Here is a 15,468-nt window from a genome sequence, read left to right on the forward strand (position 1 = left end):
AAGCTTTTTTCTCCATGTCTGTTATTGCTGCGCCAGCCAATCGATCAAATGTATCGATTTGGGTGGCTTTTGTTTTATTAATTTTAGGTACCCTTGGTGCTTATCTCGTTGTAGGCGTTAACCAAGCATTGCTATTTTTAATTGGTGGTGCTTTGGGTATGACGCTTTATCATGCGTCTTTTGGTTTTACCTCGAGTTGGCGTGTATTCATTAAAGAACGTCGTGGTCGTGGCTTGCGTGCACAAATGATCATGTTGGCTTTGGCTGTACTGCTCTTCTTCCCAGCTTTAGGTGCGGGTGAACTATTTGGCAACCCAGTCAAAGGTAACGTTAATCCTGTTTCAATGTCCGTGATGATCGGTGCCTTTATTTTTGGTATTGGTATGCAACTTGGCGGCGGCTGTGCATCAGGCACTCTGTACACTGTGGGCGCAGGTAGCGCACGTATGATTGTAACGCTGATCTTCTTCTGTACAGGTTCACTGATTGCAACTTCACATATTCAATGGTGGTTTGACCTTCCCCACTTTGAGCCGATTTCTTTAGTCAAAAGCTTTGGTGTAGTCCCTGCACTGGCATTAAACTTTGTGCTCTTTATATTGATTGCCGCAGCAACAGTTTACTTTGAAAAGAAACGCCATGGTCAGCTTGAGGTTGAGCCGCAAGCAATGCAACACGGCTGGAAACGTTTTCTACGTGGACCATGGCCATTGGTTTGGGGCGGAATTATCCTAACTTTACTGAACTTTGCCACACTCGCACTTGCAGGCCGTCCTTGGGGCGTGACCTCTGCCTTAGCCGTTTGGGCCGCAAAATCAGCAAGTGTTATGGGGATTGATGTTGCATCTTGGGCATATTGGCAGCAACCTGCAAATGCCAAAGCACTCACCGAATCATTATGGTTTGATATCACGTCGATGATGAATTTCGGCATCATGCTCGGTGCCTTACTCGCAGCAAGCCTAGCTGGTAAATTTGCACCAAACTTTAATATCCCAAAACGTTCACTGCTAGCGGCTGTGATCGGTGGTTTGATGTTGGGTTACGGCGCACGTTTAGCATACGGCTGTAACATTGGTGCGTATTTCAGCGGTATTGCTTCAGGTAGTTTACACGGTTGGTTATGGTTAGTATTTGCCTTCATTGGGAACGGTATTGGCGTCAAACTACGTCCAATCTTCTTCCCTGGCGAACGTCCACAACCGGAAAAGTTAACAGGCTGCTAATTTCTGTAAATAAAAGCCCCTCATTGAGGGGCTTTTTTTTAATCTGCTAGTGCGGCTTTTAGATTACAACCATATTGCATGGTTTCTTGTGCCTGTTTATATGTGGTATAGCGGTTGATAATAAAATCATAAAATTGGTCTGCATTCGCAAATACCTGACTCAAATCTTCGTTTGCGGCATTTGGCAGTTTAACGTCTTTCACCAAGGCTAAGTTCACATGTCCGAGATGATACATTTCAGAAAAATAATGATTCATTACTTCGCAATAGGCAATTTTGGAGCTTTTTAAAGCGGTATTAGCAACAAAATGCTGATTTAAAGTTTTTAAGTTCTGAACATCTAAAGCGGATTGATCTGAAAAAGCCATACTTTCTACTTTTTTTAGTTGACTAAAATCGGCTGCTAGAGTTTGATTTAATTGTTCAAAGCGTTGTTGTAATCCCGCTGTATCGGCAACTTGATAACTTTGCGGATTGAATGTTTTCTTTTCTTGTTCATTTGCAGAACACGCCGTGAGCGTCATTGCCGTCAGAACGGTTGTAACAAGAAATAATTTCATCAAAGTCTCACTTAAACAATCAAAAGCTCGATCATTATGCCCGAAAACAACTAGATGATTCACACTTAAATCGCTTTCTCATTCATATAACGCCAATAACGACGTGGCACATACTGCACATGTAATTTCATATTACGTCGGGCTTCAATATTGACACTTCTAAAATAATCTTTCCAAAGCTGATCATATAAAACCTCATCATCATCCAGTTCGATATTAAAGGATTGACTATGGCCTGATTGTATTTGCCTATCTATGGTTGTGGCATCCATATCCACTTGATGCACCTGTTTTAAATCATAATAAATGCCATAATTGCGTTTTTCATCGTAAATCAGCCAACGTTGATCTTGATAGCGTGATTTAAAATGCCGTTCGATCAAAGGCAATACATTAAAGTCAGGTGAGACTAAACTGATAAACAAGCCATCCTGACATTTTTTAAAGCGCACAAAAGCTTCCATTCGGTGCTTTTCACGCCCCACTTGCTTCGCCCACTGACTCATCCCTAATACATCAGCATGACCATAGTTTTTAGACACATCACGCTGTTGCTGGAACACATAAATCGCAAAATTAAAACAATGCTGAAAAGCCTGCTGCTGCTCGGATAAAAACGCATAATAAAACTGCTTCAAAGCACTTTCAGATGCTTTAAGCTTTAATCCTTGCCATACCCGCTGTGCTTGTTCATCGTGACTAGCCACATCAATGACTTCGGCGAAAAGACCTGCCTGCACTTGCCCATCTGTACAAATCTGAACGTCAAATTGCTTAAATTGAAAGGCCCGAAAAACACAGCTTAACAATCCTGTCATCGTGCCATCAAAGACATAAATACTCACGACTGTATCCTAAAAACCGAAGTTCAATTGTGGAGAAATTTGCTGCGTATATTTCGACTGGCCACTTTGCAAAATCTGCTGTCTTATTTGATGAGGCTGTTGTTCACGAATAAATTTAGGTGAATCTTCACAGCGTATAAAATGTTGTGCTCTGTTGTAGGAAATACCCATACGTTTTAATTGGTCGATATGAATTTTACCAAAACGTCGTGCTTGAACAATTTTTTTAGCAGAACGCACACCGATGCCCGGCACACGTAAGATCATTTGATATTCAGCACGATTGATATCCACGGGAAATTGCTCGGGATGACGCAGTGCCCACGCTAATTTAGGGTCAATATCCAATTCTAAATTTGGACGTTCTTCATCGACCAACTCTGTCGCTTCAAATCCATAAAAACGCATTAACCAGTCACTTTGATACAGCCGATTTTCTCGTAATAAAGGTGGCGCAGACCCCACAGCTGGCAGCGCACGCTCCTCTTCGTTAATTGGAATATAACCCGAATAATACACACGCTTGAGCTTAAACTCTTTGTAATGACGGTCTGCCATCAGTATGACATCACGGTCAGACTCTTGATGTGCGCCCACCACCATTTGCGTCGTTTGTCCTGCGGGTACAAATTTGGGGACTGTACGTATTATTTTTCGTTCATCTTTAAATTGAATCAAACGATCTCGCACAATACCTAAGTCTTTTTGGACTTCGACATGACTTTTTTCAGGTGCAAATTTTTTTAAACCATCTTCTGTCGGCATTTCCAAATTAATGCTCATACGGTCAACATATAAACCTGCTTCGGTAATGATTTCCTGAGATGCCCCCGGAATGGTCTTCAGATGAATATAACCATTAAAATTTTCTTCTAAACGCAGTTTTTTTACCACCTGCAACATACGTTCCATGGTGTAATCCGCCGATTTAAAAATCCCCGAACTTAAAAATAGCCCCTCAATATAGTTCCGACGATAAAAATTCATAGTCAAATCGACCACTTCCTGTACCGTAAATGCTGCGCGCTTTACGTCGTTACTTCGACGGGACACACAATATGCGCAGTCAAAAATACAGACATTGGAAAATAGAATTTTTAATAACGAAACGCAGCGACCATCTTCGGTATAGCTATGGCAAATACCGTTTCCAGTATTACCCAGACCTTTGTCTTTATTTTGGCGCTTACTACCACTCGAAGAACATGAGACATCATATTTGGCAGCATCGGCTAAAATTTGCAGTTTTTCACGGATACGTTCAGACATGGAAGAATTATAAAATTTAAAGTGAACACAGCATTATTTTAAAAGGATCCACCTCAAAAGTCGGGTCATACATCATTACTACGACACGAGGTGTCGCTTAATTTCAAGTACAACTTTCGTGTAAGCATAAGACCATTTTGATATGAAATAACGAATATTATTTGCTTAATTTCACTCGCTTGGGCAAAGTATTTAGAGTGATTGGAGTATGCACATGACTTTATTAGAAAAACTTGGCATCAAACACCCTATATTTCTTGCCCCAATGGCAGGTGTTTCTACACCTGAACTTGCTGCAGAAGTGTCAAATCAAGGTGGACTTGGTTCACTGGGTTTAGGTGCAAGCAGTGTTGAGAATGCACGTCAACAAATATTACAAACTCAAGAACTCACTGAACAACCTTTTCAGGTCAATTTTTTTTGTCATGACACAGTAGAACTCGATGAACAAGTTGCTGCCAAATGGATCATGCAATTTAAATCACGCTTTGCTCAATATAATGCAGAAGCTCCAGAAGCACTGAACTGTATTTATCCAAGCTTTAAAGATAATGACCATTTTCTAAACCTCTTACTGGAAACGCGCCCTAAAGCGGTAAGCTTCCATTTTGGTATTCCACATCCACATCAAATCCAAGCCTTGAAACAAGCGGGTATTTTGACTCTAGTTTCTGCAACCAACTTAGCAGAAGCTAAACTGATCGAAGCTGCAGGCATTGATATCGTGATTGCTCAAGGTATTGAAGCTGGTGGTCACCGTGGCATTTTCAATGAAAACTTTGATAGTAGCGTTAAGACACGTGACTTGGTTCAGCTCTTGAAACGCCATATTCAATGTCCAATCGTTGCGGCTGGTGGTATTATGAATGGACATCAGGCCTATCAAATTATGGAGTTGGGTGCAGATGCTGTTCAATTGGGCACTGCTTTTGTGCAATGCAAAACATCAAATGCAAATGAAGCTTATCGCAAAGCATTATTTGATGCACCCATCACGCAGATTACATCAAGTATTTCAGGCCGCCCTGCTCGTGGCATTATCAATAACTGGCACACAGATATTGACACACCGACTCGCCCGACCGTCCCGGCTTACCCATATAGCTATGATTTAGGCAAACAATTACATGCCGCTGCTAGCAAGCATGGTGTACATGAATATGGTGCTTTTTGGGCGGGAACCAACGTCTCTCAAATACGTGAATTGGAAGCACCTGACTTGATCAATCAATTGGTTTTAGAAATGCGCTTCAACTAAAACTTAGCTCTACGCGTCATTCAAACATGAATGCCTAAAAAAGCCCTCTAAAACGAGGGCTTTTTATTAGATACTGATTTCAAATCATTTAAAATAAATTAGTTTTAATCTATTTCAATAAATCTAACTAACTTAAATATCGACCTACATTGTATCGAATTGAACATATTTCGTTTGGTTTTCAGTTATTTGGTTTCAAGCAAGTTGACCTGATCAACTTGAACATCACTCATGATCTGACCATGATCGAGTAAGTGATTAAAATAGTTCTCGACGACTTTATATTGATCTGCTGTAGATTCAACTTTATACATATTTTGGCGGAACTCATTACTAGAACGTAAACCTTTGGTGTACCAAGCAATATGTTTGCGTGAAATTCGACAACCTGAATATTCACCATAAAAACCATATAATTCAGACAAATGTCCAAGCAATACGTCACGAACCTCCATAATACTTGGCGCCGCCATATGCTCACCTGTCGTCAGGTAATGTCCTATTTCACGGAATATCCATGGGCGACCTTGAGCTGCACGACCAATCATGACTGCATCGGCACCGGTATAATCCAATACATATTTAGCTTTTTCAGGTGTATCAATATCACCATTGGCAATCACAGGAATATTGATCAACGATTTCACATCTTTAATTAAGCTATAACGCGCCGTATTCAGATACATATCTTCACGTGTACGACCATGAAGTGCCAATGCAGCAATGCCAGCTTCTTCGGCGCGTTTCGCAACGCGCATAATGTTTTCATGACCATTGAGATAGCCCAAACGGGTTTTTAAGGTCACGGGCACATCAACTGCATCAACCACAGCATCTAAAATGCGAGCCACCAAGTCTTCATCTTTGAGCAGCGCAGAACCTGCCAATTTATTACAGACTTTCTTCGCCGGACATCCCATATTAATGTCGACAATTTGCGCACCATTTGCTACCTGATAGCGCGCAGCTTCAGCCAGCTCAGCTGGATCTGACCCTGCAATTTGAGCTGAGATAGGTGCTATCTCACCATCAAAATTGGCACGATAAAGACTCTTTTTACTCATGCGTAGCGTTTTATCTGCCGTCATCATTTCACTGACAGCATGACCTGCGCCAAAATATTTGCAAAGTGTACGAAATGGGCGATCTGTAACCCCTGCCATAGGTGCCACCCACAGTTTTCTCTCGATGGGACGATCGAATAATTCTTGAATGACAGGATGTTGACTCAATGTTTTAACCTCTAGCTATATTTAGCAAATGATGCCTGAACCACATTCGAAATCTTCCAAGCCACTTTTACAATGCTAAATTCAAATCTATGTTCGCAAAATCAGTTGAGCGTAAAAACGTTTCATGGCAATGATTATGCAATTGAATGATGACAATGAATATCAACATTGCTCAACGATTGAATTGAGGAATTTGAAGCTTCGGAATTGGACGGCAAATTTGCAATGCGATAGTTTAGTAATTCCAAACAAAAATTTCTACGCTTTTGCTTAAGAGTCGTTGAAACTTATGCATCAGCCATGTAGTTCACACACTATCGATTCAACATCAGACTTTCAGCAGATCTGCCTGTACAGGTGTTACTATAGAGGGATACTACTAAAATGATTGAAAACTTAAATCTATAAATTCACACGAGTGAGTTGAACTTTATGAAAAAATTGAAAATTCTCTCTTTTATATTTTTCGCTACTTTTCTGACTGCCTGCCAACAACCGAATGACGAGGTAGCTGCAGCTGAAAGCCAAAACGCTGATTTAACAACGGAACAAGCGACTCAACAATTTGAGCAGTCAGATGCGCAAATCAGTCAATACCTTGATGTTTTAGATGCCCCAAGCATATCGATCAAGGAAAAAACACAAGTCTTATGTCATGACTACCCTCATGAATATAAAACTAACTACATGCCTGCCATGCTCAAACTCGCAGCCCAAGACTATACTCAAGATAAAATGTTGAATGATTTGAAGATTGCACAGGACTATTACAAAGAAAAACTCAAAATTGAATGCCCTGCTGAATAACCTCCGTTTCATCATGGCGTCATAATTGTGCGATAAATTGTAATTAAGCGAAAAGTGGGTAAGTTTCGCTGTAATAACAACGTAAAATATACTTCCCGATTTATTCGGGTTTTTCTTTTTAAAGCTTTCAAATAATAAACGGCAATTGAATGGCACATATTATTTTGTGATAGACTTCAAAATACTGATTTATTTTAATAATTTTTTCGTTGAAATTCACAATTTGGACACAGAACAATCTATTTTAATTACACGTTTCTCATGATTAATACATTAAGTTGTTTTTTCCAAAAATAGACTGAAGATTGAATCATGAAAACTTTAAATAAAGCACTTTTTGCTGCACTTATCTCTACGGCGGCTGCAACTACATTTGCTGCTGAAGAACAAAAAGTTGAAGCTGCTGCATCTGAAGTTCAAACAACGGAAGTTGCTCAGGACGCGACTGAAGTAGCCTCTGCTTCTGAAGCCGTTGCAAAATAATTCAGTAAACATTTAAAAACCCACAGTTTGTGGGTTTTTAAATTCACAGACATTTTAGATCTGTCGCAGCTTTCAATGAATTTGATTTCAATTATTTAAAATATAAACGTTGAATTTGACGTGCCCGCCGGTTTAAACCTAATATTTCTTTTCTTTGCAAAATATCTTCTTCACAAAATCCCAAGCGCTGGATTAACTCAGGCATTGCTAAGTCTGCATGTTCGATCAACTCGGCATCTTGTTCAGTTGACCAAATAACTTTTGAAGCTGTTAATTTTTGCTGATGTTTTGACCTTCTCATTTGCATAGTATAAAAGACTTTTGGTTAATTCACAAAAAAGCCCACCCGATGTGAGCTTTTTTTAGCACAGACTGAGTATTCATCATCTATTGGATTGAAATATAAATTTACTGAACGATGATGTTAAAGATTTTCATCCTTTGTGATCATCACTGAGGTTAAAATTGGAACTGCAAAACAAGGTAGTAAGAGTAAGATCCAATATTCCACCATTGGTTTAGCCACAACAAAGTTTATAACGATTGCCCCCAATACCATAACTAACGCAATCAAACCTAAGAAACGACTGAAAAATTTAGCAGGCATAACAATCCCCCTTAAAAAATTATGGATTTCAGCTAGTATATACCTTCATTTTTTATAATCTGTTGAAAATGATATTGGAATATTCATCTATTTAGCTCAAAAAGCATTCTTTTTCCAATCATCCTGACCGAACTGCTTGTTTTTAGACGCGTAGATCTCCATAAATAGATTGACAGTCCCCTATGAGGCATATACATATTTATTCATTACTTATGTATTTTGCATAGTATACTGCTCCTGCTTTGTCGCCCCCATATGGCTGAGTTTATTGGAAAATATGAACAAAACTTTTTCGACCACATTATGCTTTAAATCCCTTTCTGTACTGGCTTTATCCATTGGCTTGACTGCCTGTGGTAATGGTTCATGGTGGAGCAAAGATGAACCCACTATGGAAGCGGAACAGATTAAAAAAGCCATTCCACCTCGCGTGAATGATCGTCTGTCATGGGCCAATGATATCTACGACATTAGTGATCAGCTCGGTATTCCGACCACGAAAGAAAATGTCTGTACGATTGTTGCTGTGGTCGATCAAGAGTCCAATTTTGTTGCTGACCCACATGTGCCGGGACTCGGTGAAAAAGCCGTTAAAGAAGTTCAAGATCGTCTTGAAGAAAAGTTTAAAGATAAATTGGGTGATGGCATCGGTGGTACAGTCGCTGGCTATTTCCAAGATGTGTTGAAAAATCAACCGAGTCCAGAAGATAACTATCTCAGCCAAATGCGCCGTGTTAAAACTGAACGTGAGCTAGACGAGCTATATCGTGAAATTTTTGACTATATGTCTAAACACTATCACGTGAGTGCGTTAACAGGCGCGGCGAAATTGGTTGGACAAGATATTGGTGAAAAGCTCAACCCCATTACCACTTTAGGTTCGATGCAGGTCCATATAGGCTATGCTAAAGACCATAAGCGCCAAGGTGGAAATATTGCGGCACTACGTACAGATATGTATAGCCAATATGGCGGTTTGTATTATGGCATTCACCGTTTAATGATGTACCCGGCTGAATATGACAAACCGATTTATCGTTTTGCAGATTATAACTCTGGTCGTTATTCGAGTCGTAATGCAGCATTCCAGAGCATGTTGAATGACTTAACCCCTGCTGAGCTCGGCTTAGATGGTGACCTCTTACTTTATAATAAAGATGGTTCTCCACGTTCAGTAAAAAGTCAGTCTGAAACCGCGCTGATTGCAGTTTTTGCAGAAAACAATGTGATCGCGACGCCACGTCAAATTCGTTCAGATCTTAAAAAAGAAAAAGATCAGGACTTTGAAGATACTTTGACGTATAAAGCGGTCAAAAAGTTGTACCAAGAAAAGACTGGTAAAGAACCGTTTTACGCCATGATGCCTGAAGTCGTAATTTCGGGGCCAAAATTAAGCCGTGATTACAATACCAATTGGTTTGCCACACGAGTCGATGGACGTTATCAAACATGCATGCGCCGCATCAAAAACCTAAAACTTTAGCCTTATTTGATTTTGACGGAACCCTGTGTAATAAAGACAGTTTTACAGGGTTCATCTTCTATTCCCTGCCTAAAAGGCATATCGTGCGCCAAGGGATTAAAATTCTCCCTTGGATTCAAGGCTATTATCTCAAGCTATATCCTGCACATGCAATGCGTCCTCGCCTATATGCCGCAATGTTTAGCCAAGCCAATCATGAGCACATTTTAAATCAAGCAGCGCAATATGCTGAACATTTGATGGCAGAACTCAATCCTTCACTGTATGAACAATTACAGCAACACCAAAAACGCGGTCATGAAGTCGTATTGGTTTCTGCATCCGTCGATTTATATCTTAAACCTGTGGCCAAAAAGCTCGGGGTCAAACTGATCTGTACTGAAACTGCAACCAATAACCAAAAACTGACTGGTTTATATGAAACCTTAGACTGTAGTGGTGAGCAAAAGAAAATTCGCGTTTTGGAGCAATTTAACCTTCAAGACTACGAGTATGTTTATGCCTATGGAAATAGCGATGAAGACCTCGCTATGTTCGAATTGGCCACCCACCATTTCATGAATGGACAGGATAAGCGCCTACCGGAACTCGACTAAAGTCGAGTGATTTAGTTTGGTTTATTAATCAAAGTTAACAATCACAAACTTAAATTTAAGTCGCTCTAATATATGATTAAATTTTGAAAATTCTGCTTTTATTTTGACTTTATAGTGTGCTATTTTTCTCATTAATTAGAAATAATGCGGTCAAATATTAAAAGCGGGAAAAGAATATGAATCAATTCAATCCACCGAAATATGTCAAAGGCCTCCATATTAAATTTGGCGAAAATCCATTTGTACTCCTTGCTCAATTTGCTTTCTCAGCCACTCGCCAGATGTGGACGAAAGAAGAAATTGAATTGGTCATTCGTATGGCTAAAAAAGGAAATTATATGAATTTGATTAAGATCCTCAAATTACATATCAAAAATTGAAATAAATATTTTCCCCAAAGTTAATATAAAAAAGCCATGCAAATGCATGGCTTTTTTAATCCAGTCACTCAAGTGCAGCTTTTATTACTTTTTAAATGGAAACGCATATTTCACAATACGTTTTAGTACACTGCCGTACTGTTTCACTAAGCTTGCGTTGTTATAGTTCAAACCATATTTTTCACATACGGCCTGTACTTTTGGCGCCATTTTACGATAACGACGCGCAGGAACATCTGGGTATAAATGGTGTTCGATCTGATGGCTTAAATGCCCTGTCAAAATATGAAATGCTTCTGAACCGGTAAGATTTGAAGAACCACGAATTTGACGCATGTACCAATGTCCACGACTTTCATTTTCAAGTACTTTTTTCGGGAAAACTTCAACATCTTTGGTAAAGTGACCACAGAAAATAATACTAAATGTCCAAATATTACGAAGACCATTCGCAACGAGGTTCCCTGTAAGCACAGGTAATGCTGCAGGCCCTGCAATAAGCGGGAAGAACACATAGTCTTTAAATAATTGCTTGCCTATTTTGGCTTGCATTGGTTTCCATTCTTCTTTGGTTTGCTGTTTTGTTTTACGGCCTTTGAAGTATTTACCCAATTCAAGGTTTTGAATGGCAACACCCCATTGGAACAATAAGCAAAATGGAATGCTATAAATCGGTTGTAATAAATAGCCCGGCTTCCAACGCTGTTCTGGGAATAAACGAACGAGACCATAACCAATATCATCATCCATACCTTTAATGTTGGTATAGGTATGATGTTTAAAATTGTGAGTTTGGCGCCAGTTATCTGCAGTACCCACGATATCCCATTCATAAGTCTGACCATTGAATTTAGGATCATTCATCCAGTCATATTGACCATGCATGACATTATGACCTAATTCCATGTTTTCCATGATTTTGGCAAAACCTAAAAGACCTGTGCCTAAAATCCATGCTGGCGGAAACCAACCTGCAAACAATAATGCACGACCCGCCATAGATGAATATCGAATGGTCGAATACACACGGCGAATGTATTTCGCATCCTTTTCACCTAAGTCATCTAAAACTTCTTGCTTAATCGCGTCAAGCTCACGCGCAAGTTCATCTAATTGCGATTGGGTTAACTCACGGTTTTTAGGATTTTTAAAATATTCAATTTTTACAGGCATGTTCATATTTTTTCTACCTTATAAATCAATAACGAGATCTGACTGTGCTGAGTTCACACAAATTTTGAGTAAATTACCCGGTTCTTTATTTTGGCTACCATTGACCATATTTTTAGTCGAACCTTCAACTTTGTTGCAGGCACATTTATTACAAATGCCCATACGGCAACCGTGATTTGGTTTGATATTTTGCTGTTCAAGACTGGCTAAAATTGATTGGCCTTTTGGAATACTGACGGTTTTATTGGATTGCGTAAGCGTGACATTCACAAAGCCAATGTCATCCGTTGCAATTGGACTCATGCTAAATGCTTCACTCATAAAGCATTGTGCATGATCAAATAACGCTTCGGCCTGAGTGACGAAACCCGATGGACCACATGCAAACACAGTACTGTGCTCAATGTCGTCAATTTGAGCAGCGTGAGCGGCATTTAATCGTGGATCAGCAACTTCTTCTTGGGTAAAGAAAATTTGAAATTTAAAGTTTGGATATTCATTTGCCAAAGCTTCGAAGCGTAATTTGAATGCGGCATCATCGTGATACTTAACCCAGTACATTAACTGAATTGGTTGCTCCGCAATTTGCTTAGTTTTGCTCATCGCTTTCAACAAACTTAACATTGGCGTAATACCACTACCCGCAGCCAATAGTAGCAACGGCGCAGAATTTGACACCAAAGTCATATCACCAAAAGGCTGACCAAATTCTAAGATGTCACCCACTTGCGCTTGTTCTACGAGCCAAGTACTCACAATACCCGTATTCACTTTTTTTACGCTAAGTAATACGTGTTGATCATCTAACTGAGTCAAACTATAAGTACGTTCGTAACGGATCCCATTTACACGAGCAAAAACAGGATGATGCTGACCAGCTTCACCCATTTTAAACAAACGGTTCACCTGTATAGTTAGGCTGACCATCTCATTTGCTGCATTTTCTTTTTGTACAATTTTGCCGAGTGCCTGATTACCAGACCATAACGGATTAAATTTCTGCAACCAGAAATTCACCGCATTGACGTCTATAACACTGTCTTTGAGTGCGTTTAAAGGCTTTTTTGCTTTTTCGAGTACATGCATAATCAAATACAACTCATGGGAGGTTTTTAATTATTATACACATGTATATATATTTGTATATACGCTTGTGCATTTAATCGACATTTTCACAAAAGCTATTAGCAGACGCTATAATATGTTAATGTTTTTAATCTATTAAAAAATATGACTCAGTCTGCACAGACGAATATGGTTAACATGTACCAGGAAGAATTACATTCTGAAGCTGAAACTCCACTTGCAGTTCGCACTGTAGGTCGTAAAGCAACAATTACCAAGGAAGAACTGTTTCAGGCAGCGCTTAATTTAATTGGTCCACAAAAAAGTATTTCATCACTGAGTTTGCGTGAAGTTGCACGTGAAGCTGGCATTGCTCCAAATAGTTTTTATCGTCACTTCAAAGATATTGATGAATTAGCCATTGAGTTGATTGATCGAGCTGGTGGTGTGTTACGTCAAATTTTGCATGAAGCACGCCTTCAGGCATCACGCCAAAGCAGTATTATTCGTAGTTCAGTTGAAGTATTTATTCAGCAGCTAGATGCCGATGAAGGCAACTTAAGCCTTTTACTTCGTGAAGGCTATACTGGTTCGCATTCCTATAAAAATGCAGTTGAGCGTCAACTTAACTATTTCCAACAAGAATTAAGAGAAGATTTAATCGTGCTTGAACGTTTAAATCAAAGTAAATTGGCTCATCCTGACATCGTGGCACGTGGTATTACCCAATTGGTGTTTAACATGGGTGCAAAAGTCATTGATCTACCGACAGAACAACGCAAAGAAGTTGCCGAACAAACCATGATTATGATTCGTATGATCCTGGAAGGCGCTCGCCATTTAGACGAAGCACAGATTCGCTAAAAGTTAACGGTCAAAAAAAGGAGACGTTCAGGTCTCCTTTTTTATGAGCAAAATTTATTTTTCTAATGCTGTAAGTACTGCATGACGTGTAGCGCTGTCTGTTTCGGCTGCTCAAGTGGAAACATGTGCCCACCTTCAACTACACTATAATCTATACCATAGGTTTTCTTCATTCCGTCAGGCAAACCTTGTTTATAAAAATGGCTGTTATCTGCGGTGATAAGGTGTACAGGCATTTGAGGGGCTTTTCGTGGAGTACGCCACCACCATGCAGGTACTGTACGGAAAATTTGCGCTTCCACGGCTTTTGGAATGCTGAGGGTCACGCCACCGCGTTTTTCATCAGTGCGAACACCTTGTGCAAAATAATCCTCAAAACATTGCGGATCAAAACTTTTAAATAAACGATTATTCCGTAGTGCCGTATAGGCTTCATCCAAATTTGACCAATGATCATTGCGCTTCAGCGTAATTGCTGCAGGGGTAATTTTATCGACAGCTTTGAGCTTTAATTTTTGCATACCTTCAAAAATGGCAGACTTAGGACCGATTACGAAAGGTGGATCCATAATAATCAGTTGTGAAAACAAATCTGGACGTTTATAAGCCGCCATAAGGGTGACTAAAGAGCCAAAAGAATGCCCAAGCCCAATCACTTTTTGTTTTGGGAATTGGTGCTCGATATCTGCTATGACTTGATCGACCAAATATCGCCAATCTTTGGTGATCGGATAGCGCTCATCCATACCAATCAGCGGAATCGCCTTCACATCAAATTGCGGTGTAAAGTAGGATAAAAACTTTCGATAACTTGCAGCAGGAATACCATTGGCATGGGTAAAATGGATCGCGCTTTTCATCTAGAACTCATCCAATCAACTGATGATGCCACATCATAAAGAGATCAATACGATTTAAACAGGACTCAATGAGTTTATCTAGATGACCTCAAAGTCAGTTTGCAGATTATTTTTGTGAACCGACCATTGATTGATTCGGTAAAAATGTTGCGCCACAAGTGGTTTTATCTCCAGCAACCACAACACCTCGCCCCTTTACCGTTGTACTTTGATCTGCCGCGATCGCAGCCACAGTCGAATTACATTTCGGGCAATAATGTTTCATGCCATTTAAATGTACTGCAATACCATTAATCACAAATGAAGGTTCACATTCTGAAACCACACCACCGTGTGACGTTTTACTACCTAAGGTAATTAAGGATTTCATATTTTTATTTTCTTCTAACGAACTGCTGAAATTTGAAGCATTTTAACGGAACTGCCCTCAACTCGCTAGCATCGACGTATAAATTTAACCAAGCCAAAACTTTACTTAACTTAAGCATCAAAACACGACATTAAGACAGTTCGTGAACAATCATTTGATTATGATGCTATCGCTATATGTCCGAATACATTTAATCATTTCACTTTCAGGATTCAATCGATATCAATAACGACAGTTTATGTCGCGATGCCGATTATTTTACTAATCAAAGCATGTATATTGGGTCTAGCAATGAGCATGAAGCAAAGCGCCCCATTTTACAATTTCAGTATTTAACTGAACTTCGAATCAGAACAAAGTGTGTTTCTACACCATGATTAACTTTAGATC

18 protein-coding genes are annotated in these 15,468 nt (G+C 39.6%); 8 read left to right on the forward strand and 10 right to left on the reverse strand.

Translation table 11 applies throughout. The features are described 5' to 3' along the window. Positions 1–14: 14 nt before the first annotated feature. Positions 15–1,226 carry a YeeE/YedE family protein gene (locus tag MST18_RS09180; protein WP_180129443.1) on the forward strand — a complete coding sequence of 404 codons (1,212 nt, stop codon included), beginning with the start codon at positions 15–17 and terminating at the stop codon, positions 1,224–1,226. Positions 1,227–1,264: 38 nt separating this feature from the next. Here the strand turns inward: MST18_RS09180 and MST18_RS09185 are convergent, their stop codons facing one another. The 3 genes from MST18_RS09185 to MST18_RS09195 all read right to left on the reverse strand — a co-directional run bounded on the left by MST18_RS09185 (position 1,265) and on the right by MST18_RS09195 (position 3,900). Then, positions 1,265–1,786: a hypothetical protein gene (locus tag MST18_RS09185; RefSeq protein WP_180133038.1), complete on the reverse strand. Its 522-nt coding sequence runs from the start codon at positions 1,784–1,786 to the stop codon at positions 1,265–1,267. Between the two features lie 65 nt (positions 1,787–1,851). After that, on the reverse strand, positions 1,852–2,631 hold the full coding sequence (locus tag MST18_RS09190) for a TIGR03915 family putative DNA repair protein (RefSeq protein WP_180115206.1): 780 nt from the start codon (positions 2,629–2,631) through the stop codon (positions 1,852–1,854). Between the two features lie 9 nt (positions 2,632–2,640). Continuing rightward, positions 2,641–3,900, reverse strand: coding sequence for a putative DNA modification/repair radical SAM protein (locus MST18_RS09195; RefSeq protein WP_180133037.1), 1,260 nt, complete (start codon positions 3,898–3,900; stop codon positions 2,641–2,643). Between the two features lie 214 nt (positions 3,901–4,114). Between MST18_RS09195 and MST18_RS09200 the strand changes: the two genes are divergently transcribed. Then, complete coding sequence (locus MST18_RS09200; RefSeq protein ID WP_180133036.1) at positions 4,115–5,158, forward strand: nitronate monooxygenase family protein; 1,044 nt, start codon at positions 4,115–4,117, stop codon at positions 5,156–5,158. 185 nt (positions 5,159–5,343) lie between these two features. Here MST18_RS09200 and dusB read toward each other — a convergent pair whose 3' ends face one another. After that, positions 5,344–6,321 (reverse strand): tRNA dihydrouridine synthase DusB, encoded by a 978-nt coding sequence (dusB, locus tag MST18_RS09205; protein ID WP_249679974.1) that lies wholly within the window; start codon positions 6,319–6,321, stop codon positions 5,344–5,346. A 501-nt stretch (positions 6,322–6,822) separates the two neighbouring features. Between dusB and MST18_RS09210 the strand changes: the two genes are divergently transcribed. After that, complete coding sequence (locus MST18_RS09210; RefSeq protein WP_180133035.1) at positions 6,823–7,197, forward strand: hypothetical protein; 375 nt, start codon at positions 6,823–6,825, stop codon at positions 7,195–7,197. A gap of 312 nt (positions 7,198–7,509) precedes the next feature. Further along, complete coding sequence (locus MST18_RS09215; protein ID WP_180088197.1) at positions 7,510–7,680, forward strand: hypothetical protein; 171 nt, start codon at positions 7,510–7,512, stop codon at positions 7,678–7,680. A gap of 91 nt (positions 7,681–7,771) precedes the next feature. Here MST18_RS09215 and MST18_RS09220 read toward each other — a convergent pair whose 3' ends face one another. Together MST18_RS09220 and MST18_RS09225 are read right to left on the reverse strand one after the other, a co-directional pair. Then, positions 7,772–7,987: an acyl-CoA thioesterase gene (locus MST18_RS09220; protein WP_257227505.1), complete on the reverse strand. Its 216-nt coding sequence runs from the start codon at positions 7,985–7,987 to the stop codon at positions 7,772–7,774. 117 nt (positions 7,988–8,104) lie between these two features. Beyond that, on the reverse strand, positions 8,105–8,287 hold the full coding sequence (locus tag MST18_RS09225) for a hypothetical protein (RefSeq protein WP_078193584.1): 183 nt from the start codon (positions 8,285–8,287) through the stop codon (positions 8,105–8,107). Between the two features lie 277 nt (positions 8,288–8,564). Here MST18_RS09225 and MST18_RS09230 point away from each other — a divergent pair, with 277 nt between their 5' ends. From MST18_RS09230 to MST18_RS09240, 3 genes are all read left to right on the forward strand, one after another. Further along, positions 8,565–9,770 (forward strand): DUF1615 domain-containing protein, encoded by a 1,206-nt coding sequence (locus MST18_RS09230; RefSeq protein ID WP_180133034.1) that lies wholly within the window; start codon positions 8,565–8,567, stop codon positions 9,768–9,770. Then, the gene (locus MST18_RS09235; protein WP_180088193.1) at positions 9,737–10,366 is read left to right on the forward strand and encodes an HAD-IB family hydrolase; all 630 of its coding nucleotides are present in this window, start codon (positions 9,737–9,739) and stop codon (positions 10,364–10,366) included. Before MST18_RS09230 ends, MST18_RS09235 begins: the two co-directional genes overlap by 34 nt. Positions 10,367–10,542: 176 nt before the next feature. Beyond that, on the forward strand, positions 10,543–10,746 hold the full coding sequence (locus tag MST18_RS09240) for a hypothetical protein (RefSeq protein ID WP_180003812.1): 204 nt from the start codon (positions 10,543–10,545) through the stop codon (positions 10,744–10,746). Between the two features lie 84 nt (positions 10,747–10,830). Here the strand turns inward: MST18_RS09240 and MST18_RS09245 are convergent, their stop codons facing one another. Continuing rightward, on the reverse strand, positions 10,831–11,925 hold the full coding sequence (locus MST18_RS09245; RefSeq protein WP_078193588.1) for an acyl-CoA desaturase: 1,095 nt from the start codon (positions 11,923–11,925) through the stop codon (positions 10,831–10,833). Positions 11,926–11,937: 12 nt separating this feature from the next. Next, positions 11,938–13,005 carry a ferredoxin reductase gene (locus MST18_RS09250; protein ID WP_180133033.1) on the reverse strand — a complete coding sequence of 356 codons (1,068 nt, stop codon included), beginning with the start codon at positions 13,003–13,005 and terminating at the stop codon, positions 11,938–11,940. A 168-nt stretch (positions 13,006–13,173) separates the two neighbouring features. Here MST18_RS09250 and fabR point away from each other — a divergent pair, with 168 nt between their 5' ends. Beyond that, positions 13,174–13,848: an HTH-type transcriptional repressor FabR gene (fabR, locus tag MST18_RS09255; protein WP_372491111.1), complete on the forward strand. Its 675-nt coding sequence runs from the start codon at positions 13,174–13,176 to the stop codon at positions 13,846–13,848. 62 nt (positions 13,849–13,910) lie between these two features. Here fabR and MST18_RS09260 read toward each other — a convergent pair whose 3' ends face one another. After that, the gene (locus MST18_RS09260; protein ID WP_111883850.1) at positions 13,911–14,708 is read right to left on the reverse strand and encodes an alpha/beta fold hydrolase; all 798 of its coding nucleotides are present in this window, start codon (positions 14,706–14,708) and stop codon (positions 13,911–13,913) included. 106 nt (positions 14,709–14,814) lie between these two features. Beyond that, entirely contained in the window at positions 14,815–15,078 is a 264-nt protein-coding gene (locus tag MST18_RS09265) for a PAAR domain-containing protein (RefSeq protein WP_078193592.1), read from the reverse strand. Between the last annotated feature and the right edge of the window lie 390 nt (positions 15,079–15,468).

This window comes from Acinetobacter sp. YH12068_T (assembly GCF_024606005.1).
GTDB classification, from domain to species: Bacteria; Pseudomonadota; Gammaproteobacteria; order Pseudomonadales; family Moraxellaceae; genus Acinetobacter; species Acinetobacter amyesii.